This is a genomic window from Candidatus Paceibacterota bacterium, assembly GCA_028714635.1.
Classification (GTDB): domain Bacteria; phylum Patescibacteriota; class Minisyncoccia; order Phycocordibacterales; family JAQTLZ01; genus JAQTLZ01.
Map to the genome: position 1 here is coordinate 76,014 of JAQTLZ010000003.1, position 17,039 is coordinate 93,052.

Sequence of the window (17,039 nt, forward strand, 5' to 3'; positions counted from 1 at the left end):
TGTGGATAACCTATATCTTATAAAGATGGAGATTTTCTCCACTTTGGCCTATCTCTTGGAATTGAGAACAAAAAAATGGCTCTGAATAAACATATTTTATATCATAGCGTATTGCTACGCGAATTTTTTCCTGACAACTAAGACTGATAAAGTCTAAATAAGGAAAAATCCTATTTGTTATCATCGACGGTTTCGTCTCGAGTGGGAAGTTATGCGTTGCTGCGCCGATCACCAGACCTTTCCACGGCGGAGCAATAAACTTTTTTCCGCGGATTGATTGAAAAAGTCGCAAATCATCTTCCGTCAAATATCTGTTCACTGCCGGTACTGTTACAAATTCTTTGTAGTTCCCTCTTTCATCTATAAATGAAAAAGTAAATTTTTGCCAGGAATTATCGGATGCATAAAACGGCATATGAAGAGCGTATGCGAGAATTATTGCAACACCACAAAACAGAAAAGTTTTTTCAGAAGAAATGCGGACAATACGCATCTTCGCCAACCATTCAATTATCGCCTCCAGGCCGATACCGGCCAACACAATAAGCATAAGTGACGTGATAATAATAACTCTAGAGTGCTCGATAAAAAAAATTTTGTTTACATACATATACACATACCAATATAACAATCCTATTCCTGACACAATGATAAGATCGTAATATTTTTTATTCATAGCTGTGTACACACCGGCTACAGCCAAGAAGACAACAAAAAGAGGCAAAACATTCCACAGAGCGTAGGACGAAATACCCGGATTCAGATCCGGACGCAGAGCGTATGTATCGAATAGTTGAGCAAACGTCATATGCAAACGGCTCAATAAAAGAAAACGGATAAATGCGAGAACTGAAAGGAAAGCGCAAAACGGAACGAAGGAGGGAAAAATGGTTTTGCTGGAATTTTTTTTCTGGAAACGTGCAAATCCGGCGATTAGTACCGGAACAGAGAAAACAACCATGGGGGGATACATAACAAGAGTAAGGAGAACGTAAAGCGTCGCGTTCATATACTTTCCTTGTCTCTGTGAAATAATCTGCCAAAGCAAAAAGATAAGTCCGAAAGTAAGAGGAATCAGAATCCAAAGTCCAGCCACGTTTCCACTATTCAGAATGGAAAGCGCAAAAAGCATAGTTGCGGCTGCAATATAAGTATTGACCTCGTAAGCTTTAAGAGTAGCGTACACAGACGCCCCGATTATAACCCCAAAGAAGATCGCAAAAAGATAATACTGGGTAACCGGATTGAGGCCTGTGAGCAAAAATATTTCTGCAAGCAAAGAAGAAAAAGCAAAAAGAATATTGGGGACAAATGACGCACCGGGAGAAAACGGATTGGCAAGGGGCAGAGCGTTATTGTCGATGGTATAATTCACCAACGAAGCGGTAACCCATTCGTCAGAAAAGAACGGGTAAACATAGGAGCTGTGAGAGACGTGTTTAAGACCTTGGAATGTATCTACGGTGCCAGTATAAAAACGATGCACCATAAACAATTGAACAAAAATGATGAGAAGCGCTAGGAAGAATATCCAATTATTTTTAAGCGGCAGGAGAGATAGTGATTCCCTTCTTTTGAAAATGATGACAAGCCAAGCGAGTGCGTATAGCGCAAAAAATCCAAGTATAATAGGGTATTTAAAAATGTGAAAGAATTGCGTACCAATTGAAACCGCGAGGTAAAAGAGAGCACTGTAGGAAAATATCTTCAAAAACCCATCGATCGCAGATTTATACGTAAATATCGCCAGATACGGAAAAAATAAAAAGACAATTCCTATGATAAGATAGAACATGCAATTAGCATACTATGGCTACCAAAAATTCTGAAACCCCAGTCGAAATAAGCATCATCCTCCCCTGTCTCAACGAAGAGAAATCAATAGGCGGGTGTCTAGAGGAGATCAAATCGGTCATAGAAAAAAATGCTCTCAAGGCGGAGGTCATTGTGATTGATAATGATTCAACGGATGACACAGCAAAAATTGTTTCAGGCCTTCTGCCGTCTTTCACCAATCTCCGTCTCATCAAAGAAACGAGACGCGGATACGGCAGAGCATATCTAACAGGGTTTAAATATACGCAAGGAGATTATTTCTTTATGGCTGATGCCGACGGGACATACGATTTCAAAGATATACCCCGATTCGTAGAGAAACTCAAAGAGGGATATGAATTAGTGGTAGGAAATAGATTCAGGGGAATGATGGCGGAAAAATCAATGTCATGGCACCACAAGTACATCGGCAATCCGATACTCTCTTTCTTGGCCAAAAAATTCTTTGGGATAGAGATAAGCGACATCCACTGCGGAGAAAGAGCTTTATCGAAAAAAGCTTTTGAGAAAATGACTTTATACACCGCGGGAATGGAATTCGCTTCTGAAATGATCATCAAAGCGGCAAAAGCCAATCTTAAGATCACCGAACTCCCCGTGAGTTACGAGCCAAGAATCGGCGAATCGAAACTCCGTTCATTCCGAGACGGCTGGAGGCATTTACGTTTTATTTTCCTCTACTCCCCGCTTGTTCTCTTTCTCATTCCCGGCATTATTCTTTTTTCTATAGGTCTTATCTCAATATTAGTCCTCTATTTTGGCACATTCTCTCTTGGAAACATCCGCCTTTCTCTCCATCCAATGTTTCTTTCAGCAGGATCGATCATAGCGGGCTACCAACTCATCTATTTTGCTCTTTTTGCCAAAACATACGCCATCACCCATATGGGTGAAAAAAGCGAACTATTTGAAACACTTTTCAAATACATTACGATTGAGAGCGCCGGTATCACCGGGATGGCCTTCATTCTCTGCGGCACGGCGCTCTATAGTTTTATTGTCTATCACTGGATACATCAAAATTTCGGTAGTTTGAACGAAATCAAAAATTCAATTGCTGCTCTTACCTTGCTCGTTATAGGAGTGCAAACAATCTCCTCATCCTTTATGCTAAGCATCATAGGCATCAAAGAAAGATAAAATCAATTTAAAATGAGAATCTTTGGAGTAGAGATCAGCAAAGAATACAGGAATCTTATAATCATAGCTCTATTCTATGTAATTTTCTTGTTGCTATTCATAGGAAAATTTAATTTTAATCCAAGCGCGACGATTGAGTTTTCTCAAGCATTCCAAAATAGCCTTGCTAAGAGCCTACCGCACTTGAGTTTGCCGGAAGGTATCGTGATCCACAAGACTAATGGTTTTGACGGCCAATATTATTATGCTTTGGCATTAGATCACTCTCTCAGCAATTTAAAGAATATGCCGATGGGTACAAATTTTATGCAAAGATTACTGTATCCATTCCTAGCACTCTTATTATCCCTAGGATTCCCGATCCTGCTTCCGGGTATGCTTATTGCTATAAACATAGCAGCAGTCCTTGTAAGTAGTTACGTCCTAATGTTACTCTTGCGGAAATATGCCGCAAACCCAAATTGGGTTTTCTTGTGGAGTTTTTCGGTAGGATTATTGATAACCGTAAGCAGAGATCTGACAGAACCCCTAATGATGGTGCTTATTGCTCTTTCAGTTTATTTTTGGGAACAAAAAAAAGATTATTTAGCGACACTATGTCTTTCGCTGTCTCTCTTGACCAGAGAGCTGGCGTTAACTTTTTTTGTAGCAATACTACTGTATCTCGTATTATCGCGAGAATGGAAGAAACTATGCTACTATTTGCTGGCAATTATACCTTTTTCTATATGGGAATTCATACTATATTTGAATCTTGGAACCTTGCCCGTTTTCAAATCCAGAGAGGCTCTTTCAACAAACCCCATCTCATCGTTTGATTATCTTAATAAAGCTCCGGCAAATGTTCACAAATATATCCTCCAGCCCTTAGTAAATCATTTAAGCTCTTCTCAAACATTTGATTACTTATCTCAGATCAATAAGATCTTCAGTCCTTTACCTGTAGTACTTTTTATCATTATTTTAATAATTATATTAATCTATTTTTTTTATAAAGACCGAATGATAACGATGTACACAGTACTACTCGTCTCACAAGTTGCCTTGATACTGTTATTACAGAAAGATCTTTTGTTTCATGAGGAAGTAGATGCCATAGGGAGATATATACTTGGGATCTCATTTTTCTCTCCAATATACTTTGCTGAAAGGAAAAAGAAATATAACACCGTCTTAATTATCCTGATCGTATTGTCTTCTTTAGCATATTTCGTGCAAAGAGTTTTAATACCAAAAGGAGGGTTTTTCATAACATGAGCACTCTGTTTAAAAATACGTACTCAAACATTCGAGGTATATTTGGATTAAGTTTCCAGATCGCAAAAGCCGAATTTAAATTAAGAAATGAAGGCAGTTATCTTGGTATTTTGTGGTACCTACTCAACCCGATTTTGACCTTTCTTCTTCTCTATCTGATCTTTGCAGACAGATTGGGAGACACTATCCCCCGCTATCCTCTCTACCTTCTCCTTGGTATTATTATTTTCAACTTCTTTCAATCAACAACCCTCGAAGCAACGAGGTCTATAATCGAAGTCCATAATCACCTGATAAAATCAATCAATTTCAGAAGAGAATCACTGATCCTCGCGATTGTAGTCAAAAATCTTTTCTCTCATATTTTCGAGATAGCACTTTTCTTTCTTATATTAATTTTCTTTCATGGAAATCCCGTGGGCATTTTTTATTACCTGCCAATTCTGCTTTTCTTTCTGCTCTTTACCTTTGGCTCCGCCCTTATTTTATCTTCCCTGACTGTGTTCTTTGTTGATCTCGATAATATTTGGAATTTCGCAGTGAGATTGATTTGGTTTGGAACACCTATTTTTTACTCGATCCAAAACCAGACAAAACTTTTCTATCTAAATTTAGCAAACCCAGTCTATTACTTCATAACACTGGCGAGAGATACTGTTATATACCATAAAATACCCGAATGGTGGATCATGGGAGGAGCAGTGGGATTCAGTTTCCTAACATTCGCCCTGGGGTATTGGGTATTTCACGTCTTAAACAAAAAGATGGCAGAATTGATATGATGAGAATAAGCGTTAAAAATATTTCTAAGGACTTCAAAATTGGTTTTCAAAAAAAGCAAAGTACTTTAACATGGATACATTCGGCATTTTCAGGAAAAGAACACAAAAAGCAGATGCGAATATTAGACAATATTTCTTTCGAGATTGACTCAGGAGAAGTACTGGGAATAATCGGCACAAATGGTTCTGGGAAGAGTACCCTACTGCGAATCATTGCCGGGATTTATTCATCTGATTTAGGTGAAATTACTGTCGACGGCAAGATAATATCAATCATAAATCTCGGGGTTGGGATGAAAGAACGGCTCACCATGAGAGAAAATGTTTTTCTCGTAGGATCACTTTTTGGAATGGGTGGGAAAAAAATAAAAGAACGTTTTCATTCCATAGTCGCATTTTCCGAACTCCAGGAATTTATAGATACTAAAATATATCAGTTCTCAGCAGGGATGATTCAGAGGTTAGCTTTCTCTATAGCGATACATGCAGACCCAGAGATTCTCTTATTAGATGAAGTATTTGAAGTCGGCGATGAGAGCTTCAGAAAAAAAAGTTCTGAAAAAATAAAGGAACTTGTCCATAGAGGAGCCTCTGTTATATTCGTAACCCATGATCTTGATATGATAAAAAAACAATGTCACAGAGTTATATGGCTAAGCGATGGAAAAATAAAAATACAGGGTAGAACAGAAGAAGTTACCGAGAAATACGTCAAGCAGAGTTAACTTTTGTCCAGACAAAAAAATAATGAACCAAAAAGTATCGGTGCTTATCCCAGTCTATAACGGTGAGGAAACTCTCCATGAGAGTTTGGAATCAGTTTCGAATCAAGCCTATGACAATTACGAGGTCATTGTCGTTGATAATAACTCGAAAGACAGAACGAAAGAAATTATTTATGATTTTATAGAGAAATATAGAAATATAAAATATGTCTTCGAACTAAAAGTCGGAAGAGGAGCCGCTCGAAACGCTGGAATTCGCGAGGCGAATGGAGAAGTTATTCTCATGACTGATGCTGACTGTACCGTACCGAAAGATTGGATTGAAAAAATGACAGCATTGATTAGACGTGGGGAAGAATCCGTCATCATGGGATTTGAAGAAGATATCATTAAAAATTATTGGACAAAAAACATTCAAGATAGTAATTGGAATCTTATCAAAGAAAACTCAGAAAACGGGTATACTCGACATTTGGATACTAAAAACTTTGCCATAAAAACAAGTTTGATGAAGGAATTGATGTTTGACGAAACAATGAAATGTTTAGAGGATTTAGAGTTTTATCTTAGACTAATAGAAAGATCCAGGATAAAGTTATTAGATATGATAAAGGTTAATCATTATCACAAAAGTAGCGGTATAGGTTGGTCTAAAGTCCAAATCGATAGGGGGTATTGGTCATATAAAATCTACAAAAAATACCGAAAAAAAAATAACTTTGCTAGATTGACTATGTTTAAGAGTCTTAGCATCACTGCACAAGTATTTTTTCCATTTTGGCTTATCTTCCAGATGATAAGAGACCCGAGACGATTTCCCTTCGTATTTGTTTCGGAAATTTCGTGGAGAGTGGGAACACTAAAAGAAATGATAGTGAAAAATAACTAAAGATTATTTCTTTACTTTCATTAATGTAAAATAAAAACGAGGATAGTCTTTTTTTAAAAAAATACCGAGTAGACCTATTCTTCTGTCAAGAAAATAATAAAACTCAAAAATTATCAAAAACACCCTCAACACGCCGATAGAAAACCAACGCTGCTCCATGTCTTCTCCACTAAATATTCGATAGCCTGTGCTCGTCACATTTAAATCAATTGCATCAGCCTTTTCTAAATTATTTTTCCACTCATCATAAAAGGGACTATCAAAAATCCATGGTTTCTTGGATTCTATAAAATGTACTACGGCCCCATCAATTTCCTCAGGTTTTAAAAGTCTTATCCACATTGGAACAATAACATTATAGACACTACTTAATTTCTTCCACCGTTCATAAAAATAAAGATTAAAGATTGGCTGATCGTGGTATATCGCATTCTTATGGTATATCGTAAGAAGTTGGCACAATCTCTCAAAAGAATTTTCGGTAATAATATCAGTACTAAAGGCCATCACGCCGGCATTAAAAGTCGGTGCATTGGGTTTAAATGATTCTTTAAATTTTTTAAATGACTCGTCTTCAGAGTTTGTAAAACGAAACTGATATCTTAATGAACGCCAGCCGATTTTATCAATAACTGCGTTAAATCCATGCACATGAGTTAGTGCTTCCAATGAATATCTCACAATGATATCAGCATCAAGATAGACAATAGTGTCCCACTTTTTGAATTCGGGAGTGAAGAGGTAAAACTTTGTTAAACAAACAAGAGATAAAGATCCGGTCGGGGCAACTCTACTAATAGGTGCGCAATGCTTTACCAAAATACCTTTGTTTCGAAACCAAGTGAGGTCTTTTTCTGGTACCTCATGGGCAAGAAGCATATAGTCGCCCTGCCAGCCGGCATTCCAATAGACGGAGGAAAAAAGCTGTTTAGCTTGGTCTAGGTAATTTTTGTCCGCGAGAGTGACAAAGAGTGATTTTTTCATTGGTTTCTTTTGTCGATATTATAAAAACCAGTTCCTCCACGAAGAATCTTTTTTCTTGAAATTGTATTTTTCTGTCCAGTACCAGGTATGAGGAAGAGAGAACCCCCCATCGACGCTCAAAACCTGACCAGTAATGAAAGAGGCCTTCTCTGAAACAAGAAAGACCATAGCGTCACCTATGTCTTTCGGAGTACCTGGACGTCCGATAGGAACATACTGATTAAGACCAGTATTGTCTTCTCCCTCTTTCTCGGTGAGACCTGGGGCGACAGCATTAACTCTAATACCGAACTCTGCCACCTCCAAAGCAAAATCTTTTACAAACATATCAACAGCAGCTTTTGTGGCGGAATAAAATGGACGGCCACGGGTGATCTTCCCATGAACAGAAGAAGTGAAGAGAATAGAGCCTCTTATTTTTTTCTCGATCATCATCTTTGCCACATTTTTTGCCAAAAGAAAGGGGCTGATTGCATTTATATCAAAAATTTTTCGAGCTTCTTCTGTGGAAGTCCCAAATACACCCTGAGGTGGAGTTATTCCCACATTGTTTACAAGAACATCAATTCGGCCATACCGCGTGAGAGTTTCTTCTACCAGAAGGCGTGTTTCCTTATCATTCTGAATATCCATTTGAAAAGGTAAAATATTTTTGCATACTTTTTCAAGCTCGCGAGCTGTTTTTTCCAATTTTTCTGCATTAATATCCGCAAGCACTAATGTAGCTCCTGCCTCTGCCATTTGGAGAGCTATACCTTTGCCGATGCCTTGGGCAGAGCCCGTTATGATTACAACTTTATCTCTGAGCATGTAACAGTCATTATTCATTTTGTTTCAATGATTGTAAAGCGTATTCATAAAAGAACAGAATTATTTCTCTGAAGTCTTCAGAGCAAAATACAGACGCGGGAAATATTTCTTTAAAAAGTGACCGACCAAACCGATGTCTCTATCAATTATTGGTCTCATAAATTTACCGAAAATAGCAGCTTTTTCGAAAAAAGTAAGTCCTTTTGTGCCGGCTCTCCATCCGGCTCTATCCCTCTGAATCATCCCCCAAAAGGAGTCTCCGTAATTGTAAGAAGAAAGAGAAAAATATAAGCGTTCATTTTTTGAAGGATGCACAGACTGAAGGCTATGTATCACTTCCTTGGGGATATAAACTGAAAAAACTTCATGAAGATAGAGGAGTGCGGAGAGAAATTTTACGCTGATTTCCAACCTTTTCGCTTCTTCCACAATTATATCCCAATTCAAATGAGTATTTTTTAAAATAGTGACAGCGTCAGCAATCCAGCGACAGCGAGTGAAGGGTGCCCCGTCGAAACCCCAACCAACGCCATGAACACATGTCTGCAGAAAATGATCTTCAGGGGAAAGCGTAAGTACACTTGGACCAAAACCACCTATCGCTTGAGCCCGTTTCCAAAAATTATCATCAGCACCGCGCTGGCATGCCTCGTGAATGACATGCCAATGGAGATCGATGCCCACGTCGTACTTCCTTTCTTTTTTTTCAAAATCTATCGAATGGTGAAATCGGGGATGGTATAAAGAGAGCTTCCCTTTTGCTGTAAATCCTTCCTCAAGAATAATCTGTGTCGCTTTGGCCGTATGGTTTTCAGGAATAAGGATATCAATATCTCCAAAAGAACGAATGCCGTAGTCTTTGTAATAGAGCTCTACCAGTGCCAGGCCTTTGAAAAGTATGATTGGTATTTTTTCTGCTCTCAACCTCTTTAGTAGAGGCCGCACTGATTCGACAAGGTTATGTCCCAGAACCCATCTATCAAAATATATACCTCGCATCTTTTCCTTATCTGGATCGTCTATACCGTGCCTTTCCAAATTTTGAAAGACTAGTGGAATAAGCCGAAGAGTATCAAAATTCATTCCCACGAAGGAGGGGTTTTTTTCTCGCCATCTTCTCCATGCCTTTCCGGCGTCCTCCGCGCCATCAAGACCGGCATGGAGCAAATCTTCGTATTCTGGCTCAAGATGGGTAATCTGTTTAAAAGGCGTCATATAATCTTCTAGACTTTTCTTAAAAAATCAATGAGAGTGTCGAGATTCTTAAGATTATTATCGCGCTCAAGATTAAAGCATCGCACTTGTTTTGTTAATGCGCACATATAATTCATATAGTCATCGTACAAATTCGGCTCTGAGAACGTAAAGAAAGGCTTTGTCATTTTTACCAGATGCAATGTTGCCTCCTTTTTCGATAACTCTCGAATCTGAAACTGCTTCGCTTCTTGGAGAAAAAAAATAAAATCAATCCGAAATTCTTTGAAGAAAACGCAATCAAAGGCTCTCCGAAGAGGAAATTCTTTCTTGAAGTACTTGCCAATTTTTTTTCGAGGGTATGGAAGCGCCTCTCCAAAAATGTGTTTTTCGGTTTTTGAGGTCACTCGCGACAACTCTTCGTAGCCGCTAGCGAAAAATATCCCTTTCTCTCTTCGTATAAGGGTATGATCTTCTGAAATAATCTGTGCGCCAGATTTCGCGAGACTAAGCGTAGTTGTTGATTTTCCCGCTCCGCTTTCCCCATCAAAAAGAATAGTTTTGTTTCCAAGCCGAAGCGCTGCGGCATGAAAGATGTGTATGCCAAGGGCAAAAAGTATTTTACGACTAAGCAACTGAAAGTATTTCCCAAAGGTAGCCCGAGATATTTTTCCTTCTCGGATCAAGGCAAGAACAGTGGTCTCCCCCCTCCTTCTTTTCACAAAGATGCGAAACCACGGCGACTTAAGCACGAGATGACTTTTGTTTGCATTAGTGGACATTGGCATTGTGCCGTAGGAAATAGTATGGTTATCAGAAAAAATTTCTGAATCCTTAGCAATATCAACCATATAAATTTGTATGGTATTTTTGGCTGCCTTATGGTGGGGCAGATGCATAATCTTTTGCATAATAGAAGTTTCAAAGTATTGAATATAGTTCTTATGAGTTGCGTGAAGCTCAATTGCCCAGTCCTTTCCTAAACGAGTAAAAGTGCTCCGCTTCATCTTTTGCTTCTTAACTTCTCGTTCAAGAGCTTCAAAATCTAAATTAAGTGAAGACATGTTTTTATTGATACTACGATACGTGTTTCTCGATCTGTGTTTTGATTTTTTCTATGAAAATACTGACATCAAATTTCCGTGCTCGTTCTGTGCAAGCCTTTCTGTACTTTTCCGGATTTTTCTCAAGCTCTTTTCCGATGTTTTGGATCGCTTTGGCAAGTTTCTTTGCGTTTATGTTTCGTATCAGTTTCCCCACTTTGCCATCTTGAACACTTTCCTTCAAGCCTCCTTCAAACGGGGCAATAACCGCTTTGCCAGAAGCCATTGCTTCGATCACTGACATTCCAAAGTCCTCGTCCTTTGCCGTAAAAATAAAGCCCCTACATTCGCTTAATCTTTGTATCAAATCCCTCCCTCCAATAACGCCGAGAAAATGAACATTGGGAGGCTTTATTTTTTTTAAAGCTTGGTAATAGAAATCGTTTTCTATCTGTCCTATTATATACAACTTTTCATCTGGCAGTTGTGAGAAGGCCACGAGCTGAAGTCTGATTCTTTTCATTGGAACAATTCTGTTCACAGAAATCCAGTAACCTTTTTGTTTTTTATATCCGTAATTGCTTGTCTCGACGGGGGGATATATAACAAGCGACCTTCTTTTGCATGCTTTTTTCAATTTTTGCGACGTATGAGCACTGTTGGTCGCTATGGTTTGAATATATTTCAGATTTTCTCCATAACTCAACTCCGGTCCATGAAGGGAAAAGGTTTCTCGTTGCTCTACAATATACTTGAGATAGCGATCACCACCTTTTTCGAACAATGCCTTCACAAGAGCGTCGAAATTCTTTGACATTGTTTCATGTCGAAAGATGGGGTTTTGTATCCCATCGATAATTTTTGGTTCTTTGAAACCAATACTCGAAACATAGTGGCAGTAAAAAAGGTTTGGTGTGTGGATTTTCGCGGCATAGAGGGAAAGATGGCCGCTAAAGATGAAGAAATCGTACTCATCCCTTACATTTAACTCAGCGAATGCGGCTTGCCGCATAATGGGCAGATTGGGAAGCTTTTCATGGTTCAAAGTTTTAATGACAAGGTTTTTGGGTATGATTTTTTTCAGCTGATCTCTGAAATCAAACGTAATGATTTCTGTTTCTATTCCCTTTTTGTTTAATCCGCTCGAAAGAAGCGCCACCAGTTTTTCGGCTCCCCCGCACACAGTAAAATCATCGTGTAATATTGCTACTTTCATTTTCTTTGATCGAGTAAGGCTCGGATTGAAAACTTCTTATTCTTGACTGGGGTGAAAAATTTTGTTAGAAATACACTACCATGAAATACATCGTGAACAAAGAGAAGACCCTTTCCCGCATTTTAGATGGAGAAGCAATTATTATTCAGAAAGAAACCAGTTATTTTTACGGTCTAAACAAAACAGGAACACTGGTCTGGGAATTATTGACCGCAAATGCAATGCCTCTCGAAATAGTAGTAAAAAATTTGGCAGAGCAGTATGATCAACAAGAGAAAACAATCACTCCGGATGTAAAAAAATTTTTAGCAAGCCTCGTAAAAGGGCGCTTGATAAAAAGCGGGAACGTAGCATCTGGAGCCACGTCACAAAGTAAGGTTTCTCGTCACAAAAAGACAGAAAAATACAACCCCCCGCTTTTGACAAAATTCGAAGCCTTAAACAATATGATTGTGGCCGCTGTCTAAAGCCATTAGAAATTTCCTATAATTTTTCTTACTGTTCCTACAAAAGGAGTATAGGACGCTCCCAAATTCCTCTTCAGAAGCGCGATTGTACTGCGCTCAAGGGTAGGAATAATATTTCTTATTTTGTACTTAAAAAGGACGAAATAAGAACAACAAACCCAACGAGCGCTCTTTGATGGAAGAGAGAACCCTAATCTTTTCCGTTCGATCGCCCGGCCGCGTATTGTCTCTTTGGAAACCCATATCTCCTTCAGGGCGGCATCGGCAGTGATGCAAACAAGATCATTCCTCCTTTTTATTAATCGACGCGCCGAGAATGTATCACCCGTCTTATACATGACAATGCTACCCAGATTCATGGATTCTACGGGAGAAGATATTACCACGAGCTCGTCTCCTGTTTTCAAGAACGGTTGCATAGAAATGCCCATAATAGTAAAGTTGATGGGCATTTCTGAATGATGGGACTTCATTGTTTCCAGAGATGTTTTTGCCATTTTCTTTTGTCCGTGTATCCGACCAACATGAATCGTTCTTTTAGTATACCATTTATGAAGAATCGAGAAAAACATCCTCTTGTGAGCGTTATTGTCCCCGTTTACAATGGTGAACGTTTTCTGAAAGGCGCTCTCGAAAGTATACTGGCCCAGTCATACGCCCATCTTGAGATACTCGTCATTGATGACGGCTCGACAGACGGTACTGCCGCGATTGCTCAATCGTTTCCAAATGTAACCTATTTTTTTCAAAAAAACCGGGGAGTAGCGGCGGCACGAAACAAAGGAATTCGGATGGCTACAGGAGAAGTACTTGCTTTTCTAGATGCTGACGATCTCTGGCCAAAACACAGGCTTGAACGCATGGTTTCTAAGATCGCCTCTCTTGACGCTCCTCAAATGGTCATTGGAACTACAAAATTATCCTTGTTTGAAAAATCTGGAAAGTACCGAAAAGAAATCAAAAGTTCAGAGAAACCAAAAATTTTTTCTTTTGTCGGCGCAGCGATTTTTACACGTCATGTCTTTACATCTATTGGCGTGTTTCGTAAGATGCGTTTTGCGGAGAGCGTTGATCTTTTTTTTAGGATAAAAGAGAAGAACATTCCTACCACGGTAATTAGAGATATAACACTCATAAATCGGAAGCGTTCCGGCAGTATTACCGCGGAAAAGAGTGAGGATGATTTGTTCGGCCATGTCGCGTTGGCGCTGAAAAGACATCTTCATCGTGCAAATGGTAAGTGAATTGGCAAGACAAAAGGATCTTCTAAAAACTCCCGAATGAAAATACTAAGTATAATCAGTAACGGATATCCAATTATCGGCGGAGCACAGCTTGCCAATATCGCATATCTTAAAACATTATCAAAAAGATTTGATCACGAGTGTTCGATCTTCACAAATTTTGATAAAAAAATAAAACATCGATATGGAAAAGTGAAATTGGAAACATTTAGAGATCTCGAAGAGTTGAGAGCGATGACGGGCGTCTTCCATCCTGATGTTATCATTGCTTCATCACACATAAGCCATTACGCCGTAAAACTTGCGAAAAAGCTTGGAGTGCCTTCTTTGATATATATGCAAGATTATTCTTATTGTTCCGTTACGCCCCGAGAACAGGAAAGCTGGCAAATAGGAGGGCCAAACACGACGAAAGAAGGGCGAGAATTTGTAATGCAAGAAGCCGATATGGTGTGCTGTGTTTCGTATGCACTGCAAAAAAGGTTCTGGAAAGAATACAAAATTCATACCCCAGTCCTCTATTGCCCCTTTGAACCAAATAGTTTTCTGCTTGAAAAGCCACCGATCCAGAAGGAAAACTTAAGCTTTATCATGGGAACCAATTGTCTCTGGCCGCATAAAGGCGCGGACATTTTCCTGGAGCTTTGCCGTATTTTTCCAAATGAGAAATTCTTAATACCGCTCGCTGATATAGATCACCTGAAGCATCGTGAGCTCGAGGATAAAAGGAAAATGGTCATGCAAGGAAAGTGGGAAAGAAATTTTCGAAAGGCTCGAAAGCTCCGGAATCTTTTTACAGTCCCTTTTGATTCTATGAAAAGATACTTGAAAATGAGCAAAATCGTTCTTGTTCCCTCACAGTGGCCTGAGCCGTTCGGCAGAGTAGCAGTTGAAGCCATGGCAAATGGTATACCAACACTCGCAAGTTATACCGGGGGCTTAAAAGAAATTACCGGAGATTCTTCTCTTGCGGTGCGAAAATTTCAAACTGTAGATGAATGGGCAAAAAAAATAAAGAAGCTTCTTTTTGAAGAAAAAAGCTATCTCTTGAATAGAAGCGAAGGGCTGACACTTTCAAAAAAATTCCTTGGCAACGAGTCATCTATGCAGTTAGAGAAGATCCTCCGTACTCTAGCAAAAAATAAGAAAAAACCGGACTTGAAAAAGAACGTGGCGCTCCTTGGACACGATAATAAAAAATCGGCATATTCTGTCATCAATAGTGCCTGGGATGAGTGCGCAAAGAAAGACAGAGAGTATACGATATTTGGAGTAAAGAATTTCCATGATTTCCTACCGGTACCTATTGATTACCACATTCATCATGATTATTCCAATGATTTCAAAAAAATAACTCTGCCGGAAGAGGGAAAGTTTATTTTTGTGCGATCGTGGGACTTTGGAAAGTTTCCGCCGGCGTTGGTCAAGAAAATAAATGCCGAGTGTGATCAGCTCTGGGTCCACACGAAATGGATTCAGAAAAAAGCCATCGAAAGTGGCATTATCGAGGAACGGGTGAAAATTGTTCCGCTTGGAGTGGATGGAAAAATCTTTCATCCGAATGGCCCTCAATACCCACTTGCAACCAAGAAAAAATTTAAGTTTATTTTTGTCGGTGGAGCAGTAAAACGAAAAGGAATCGATATTCTTCTGAAGGCCTACAAGGAAGCCTTCAGTCCTGAAGACAATGTGTCTTTGGTTATTAAAGATAACGCTTCAAATGATCCGCTCTATAAAAACATCACTCTCAAAAAGAAGATTTTAAACATGGTGAAAGATAAGAGGTGCCCCGAGATAATCTACATCGATGAATTTCTTCCGACATCCAAGCTGGCCGATCTCTATCGCGCCTGTAATGTGGGAGTCTTCCCCTATCGGGCGGAAGGATTTGCGCTACCCATTGTCGAATCTCTAGCCTGCGGCGTTCCTGTAATTGTCCCGCGATTCGGAGCTTGCCTGGATTTTTGCAATGATGCAAACTCATTTCTCATGCCCGTCAAAGAAATCCGAGTGCCCGTTGGACAAGATTTTGTTATCAATAATAAAGGCGACACAGAGACCATTGAAGAAGTACACCTGTGTGAAATTTCAAAAGAGACCTTATCTGATTATATGAAAAAAATTGTTTCCTTGCCTGTAAAAGATCTGACAAAGAAAGGATTGAGAGGAGCTCGTAAGGTAAAGCTCTATTTTCAATGGGCGAATTCCTTCAAGGCAATGAAACAGCATCTCAAAGATCTGGAGAAGCAGGAGGTGCCGGTTCGGCTCTTGACCACGAGAGACGAAAATTTTCATACCAAAGAACAAAAGCAAATATTGGAAGCAGCCGGAAAGATGTTTCCTCATTCGAGACAGAAGGAGAGAAATTAGGCTTTGGTTACTTGCTCATAAATCTCTTTCCTTATTTTCTCTATAAATATTCCTATACCAAACCTCTTCGCTTGCTCCAAGCAGGCTTCTTTGTATTTCTCGGGATCTTTTCCGATCTCTTTTACTGCTTCAACGATCTTATCTTCATTGATGTCGTCTATCAAAATTCCTGTCTTCCCGTGAACGATAGATTCGCTGTTTCCTCCATCATTAGGAGCAATAACCGGTTTCCCGGAAGCCATAGCTTCAATGGGTGTCGTGCCGAAATCCTCATCACGAGCGGTAATGATAAACCCCTTGCAATATGCATAGAACTCGGCTATTTTTGAGAGATCATATACAGCCCCGACGAAAGCAACATTCGTTGGTGCTTTTTTCTTTAACTCCGTAAAGTACGCCCTGTGTGCTTCTGAAGCTCCGCCCACGATGATCAATTTTTCTCTAGGAAGTTTGGCGAATGCTTTTAACTGCAGTTCAACTCTCTTGTAAGGCGTTAACCTTGTTACGCAAAGCCAGTAATTTTTGTGCGGCCTAGAATAGAAATTACTAACTTGAACTGGTATATAATACACCAGAGAATCCCGATGGTAATATTTATGTATTCTTCTGGCCACATTCATGCTTGAGGTAATTATTACCCTAGCATATTTTGCAAAATATTTATCAAACAGTATCAACAACTCTATTGCCGCCTGGAGTGGAAGGTGAAAGCGAGAAGTATAAAAATATCTCAAATCATAAATACCCCTATACGGACTAAAACAAAACCACAGATTTCTTTTGTGTTTTTTAGCGGCATAGATGCTCGCACAACCACCAAAAATAAAAAAATCAAATTGTGATGAAAAATCACAGTTCCAGAACCTGTATTGCATTGCAATTTGCTTCCAACCCTTGCTAGACAATGGCACACGGCCAATTGATATAAAGGCAATATCTCCGTAGCCGAGTTCTCCAATTTTTTTATAGTCTATGTTGGTAGTGATAATGGTAGCTTGAAGCGCCCGAGCCATCATTAAAACGGTAAGCTCGGCGCCACCAATCTCATTATACTGGTCATGAAATATCGCAATTCGCATTGA

16 protein-coding genes are annotated in these 17,039 nt (G+C 39.3%); 8 read left to right on the forward strand and 8 right to left on the reverse strand.

Going from position 1 to position 17,039, the window contains the following annotated elements; genetic code table 11:
• Nucleotides 1–10: 10 nt before the first annotated feature.
• Nucleotides 11–1,795 (reverse strand): hypothetical protein, encoded by a 1,785-nt coding sequence (locus PHS53_02705; protein ID MDD5357034.1) that lies wholly within the window; start codon nucleotides 1,793–1,795, stop codon nucleotides 11–13.
• A 14-nt stretch (nucleotides 1,796–1,809) separates the two neighbouring features.
• On the opposite strand from PHS53_02705, the gene PHS53_02710 reads away from it, so the two are divergent.
• From PHS53_02710 to PHS53_02730, 5 genes are read left to right on the forward strand one after another with little or no spacing between them, the layout of a single operon-like run.
• Complete coding sequence (locus tag PHS53_02710; protein MDD5357035.1) at nucleotides 1,810–2,976, forward strand: glycosyltransferase family 2 protein; 1,167 nt, start codon at nucleotides 1,810–1,812, stop codon at nucleotides 2,974–2,976.
• Nucleotides 2,977–2,988: 12 nt separating this feature from the next.
• Nucleotides 2,989–4,233, forward strand: a complete 1,245-nt coding sequence (locus PHS53_02715) for a hypothetical protein (GenBank protein MDD5357036.1) — start codon at nucleotides 2,989–2,991, stop codon at nucleotides 4,231–4,233.
• The gene (locus PHS53_02720; GenBank protein ID MDD5357037.1) at nucleotides 4,230–5,015 is read left to right on the forward strand and encodes an ABC transporter permease; all 786 of its coding nucleotides are present in this window, start codon (nucleotides 4,230–4,232) and stop codon (nucleotides 5,013–5,015) included. Before PHS53_02715 ends, PHS53_02720 begins: the two co-directional genes overlap by 4 nt.
• Nucleotides 5,012–5,740 (forward strand): ABC transporter ATP-binding protein, encoded by a 729-nt coding sequence (locus PHS53_02725; GenBank protein MDD5357038.1) that lies wholly within the window; start codon nucleotides 5,012–5,014, stop codon nucleotides 5,738–5,740. The genes PHS53_02720 and PHS53_02725 overlap by 4 nt, the downstream gene beginning before the upstream one ends.
• A 22-nt stretch (nucleotides 5,741–5,762) precedes the next feature.
• Nucleotides 5,763–6,629 (forward strand): glycosyltransferase family 2 protein, encoded by an 867-nt coding sequence (locus PHS53_02730; GenBank protein ID MDD5357039.1) that lies wholly within the window; start codon nucleotides 5,763–5,765, stop codon nucleotides 6,627–6,629.
• A gap of 3 nt (nucleotides 6,630–6,632) precedes the next feature.
• On the opposite strand, the gene PHS53_02735 is transcribed toward PHS53_02730, so the two are convergent.
• Genes PHS53_02735 through PHS53_02755 form a run of 5 tightly spaced genes read right to left on the reverse strand, consistent with a single transcriptional unit; the run spans nucleotide 6,633 to nucleotide 11,876 of the window.
• Complete coding sequence (locus tag PHS53_02735) at nucleotides 6,633–7,613, reverse strand: glycosyltransferase (protein ID MDD5357040.1); 981 nt, start codon at nucleotides 7,611–7,613, stop codon at nucleotides 6,633–6,635.
• An 18-nt stretch (nucleotides 7,614–7,631) separates the two neighbouring features.
• Nucleotides 7,632–8,423 carry an SDR family NAD(P)-dependent oxidoreductase gene (locus PHS53_02740; GenBank protein ID MDD5357041.1) on the reverse strand — a complete coding sequence of 264 codons (792 nt, stop codon included), beginning with the start codon at nucleotides 8,421–8,423 and terminating at the stop codon, nucleotides 7,632–7,634.
• A gap of 60 nt (nucleotides 8,424–8,483) precedes the next feature.
• Entirely contained in the window at nucleotides 8,484–9,638 is a 1,155-nt protein-coding gene (locus tag PHS53_02745) for a nucleotidyltransferase family protein (protein MDD5357042.1), read from the reverse strand.
• Between the two features lie 8 nt (nucleotides 9,639–9,646).
• Nucleotides 9,647–10,681: a hypothetical protein gene (locus tag PHS53_02750; protein ID MDD5357043.1), complete on the reverse strand. Its 1,035-nt coding sequence runs from the start codon at nucleotides 10,679–10,681 to the stop codon at nucleotides 9,647–9,649.
• 13 nt (nucleotides 10,682–10,694) lie between these two features.
• Nucleotides 10,695–11,876, reverse strand: coding sequence for a glycosyltransferase (locus PHS53_02755; GenBank protein MDD5357044.1), 1,182 nt, complete (start codon nucleotides 11,874–11,876; stop codon nucleotides 10,695–10,697).
• An 80-nt stretch (nucleotides 11,877–11,956) separates the two neighbouring features.
• On the opposite strand from PHS53_02755, the gene PHS53_02760 reads away from it, so the two are divergent.
• Nucleotides 11,957–12,343, forward strand: a complete 387-nt coding sequence (locus PHS53_02760; protein MDD5357045.1) for a PqqD family protein — start codon at nucleotides 11,957–11,959, stop codon at nucleotides 12,341–12,343.
• A 5-nt stretch (nucleotides 12,344–12,348) separates the two neighbouring features.
• Here the strand turns inward: PHS53_02760 and PHS53_02765 are convergent, their stop codons facing one another.
• Nucleotides 12,349–12,840, reverse strand: a complete 492-nt coding sequence (locus PHS53_02765; GenBank protein MDD5357046.1) for a hypothetical protein — start codon at nucleotides 12,838–12,840, stop codon at nucleotides 12,349–12,351.
• Nucleotides 12,841–12,894: 54 nt separating this feature from the next.
• On the opposite strand from PHS53_02765, the gene PHS53_02770 reads away from it, so the two are divergent.
• Both PHS53_02770 and PHS53_02775 read left to right on the forward strand, forming a co-directional pair.
• Nucleotides 12,895–13,587 carry a glycosyltransferase family A protein gene (locus PHS53_02770; protein MDD5357047.1) on the forward strand — a complete coding sequence of 231 codons (693 nt, stop codon included), beginning with the start codon at nucleotides 12,895–12,897 and terminating at the stop codon, nucleotides 13,585–13,587.
• A 36-nt stretch (nucleotides 13,588–13,623) separates the two neighbouring features.
• On the forward strand, nucleotides 13,624–15,957 hold the full coding sequence (locus PHS53_02775) for a glycosyltransferase (protein MDD5357048.1): 2,334 nt from the start codon (nucleotides 13,624–13,626) through the stop codon (nucleotides 15,955–15,957).
• On the opposite strand, the gene PHS53_02780 is transcribed toward PHS53_02775, so the two are convergent.
• The gene (locus tag PHS53_02780; protein MDD5357049.1) at nucleotides 15,954–17,036 is read right to left on the reverse strand and encodes a glycosyltransferase; all 1,083 of its coding nucleotides are present in this window, start codon (nucleotides 17,034–17,036) and stop codon (nucleotides 15,954–15,956) included. The two genes, PHS53_02775 and PHS53_02780, sit on opposite strands and share 4 nt — an antisense overlap.
• Between the last annotated feature and the right edge of the window lie 3 nt (nucleotides 17,037–17,039).

What these genes read in the sequence shown, in the direction of transcription:
- PHS53_02705 (MDD5357034.1), bottom strand. Translation starts at nt 1,795, where the DNA reads ATGTTCTATCTTATCATAGGAATTGTCTTTTTATTTTTTCCGTATCTG.
- PHS53_02710 (MDD5357035.1), top strand. Translation starts at nt 1,810, where the DNA reads ATGGCTACCAAAAATTCTGAAACCCCAGTCGAAATAAGCATCATCCTC.
- PHS53_02715 (MDD5357036.1), top strand. Translation starts at nt 2,989, where the DNA reads ATGAGAATCTTTGGAGTAGAGATCAGCAAAGAATACAGGAATCTTATA.
- PHS53_02720 (MDD5357037.1), top strand. Translation starts at nt 4,230, where the DNA reads ATGAGCACTCTGTTTAAAAATACGTACTCAAACATTCGAGGTATATTT.
- PHS53_02725 (MDD5357038.1), top strand. Translation starts at nt 5,012, where the DNA reads ATGATGAGAATAAGCGTTAAAAATATTTCTAAGGACTTCAAAATTGGT.
- PHS53_02730 (MDD5357039.1), top strand. Translation starts at nt 5,763, where the DNA reads ATGAACCAAAAAGTATCGGTGCTTATCCCAGTCTATAACGGTGAGGAA.
- PHS53_02735 (MDD5357040.1), bottom strand. Translation starts at nt 7,613, where the DNA reads ATGAAAAAATCACTCTTTGTCACTCTCGCGGACAAAAATTACCTAGAC.
- PHS53_02740 (MDD5357041.1), bottom strand. Translation starts at nt 8,423, where the DNA reads ATGCTCAGAGATAAAGTTGTAATCATAACGGGCTCTGCCCAAGGCATC.
- PHS53_02745 (MDD5357042.1), bottom strand. Translation starts at nt 9,638, where the DNA reads ATGACGCCTTTTAAACAGATTACCCATCTTGAGCCAGAATACGAAGAT.
- PHS53_02750 (MDD5357043.1), bottom strand. Translation starts at nt 10,681, where the DNA reads ATGTCTTCACTTAATTTAGATTTTGAAGCTCTTGAACGAGAAGTTAAG.
- PHS53_02755 (MDD5357044.1), bottom strand. Translation starts at nt 11,876, where the DNA reads ATGAAAGTAGCAATATTACACGATGATTTTACTGTGTGCGGGGGAGCC.
- PHS53_02760 (MDD5357045.1), top strand. Translation starts at nt 11,957, where the DNA reads ATGAAATACATCGTGAACAAAGAGAAGACCCTTTCCCGCATTTTAGAT.
- PHS53_02765 (MDD5357046.1), bottom strand. Translation starts at nt 12,840, where the DNA reads ATGGCAAAAACATCTCTGGAAACAATGAAGTCCCATCATTCAGAAATG.
- PHS53_02770 (MDD5357047.1), top strand. Translation starts at nt 12,895, where the DNA reads ATGAAGAATCGAGAAAAACATCCTCTTGTGAGCGTTATTGTCCCCGTT.
- PHS53_02775 (MDD5357048.1), top strand. Translation starts at nt 13,624, where the DNA reads ATGAAAATACTAAGTATAATCAGTAACGGATATCCAATTATCGGCGGA.
- PHS53_02780 (MDD5357049.1), bottom strand. Translation starts at nt 17,036, where the DNA reads ATGCGAATTGCGATATTTCATGACCAGTATAATGAGATTGGTGGCGCC.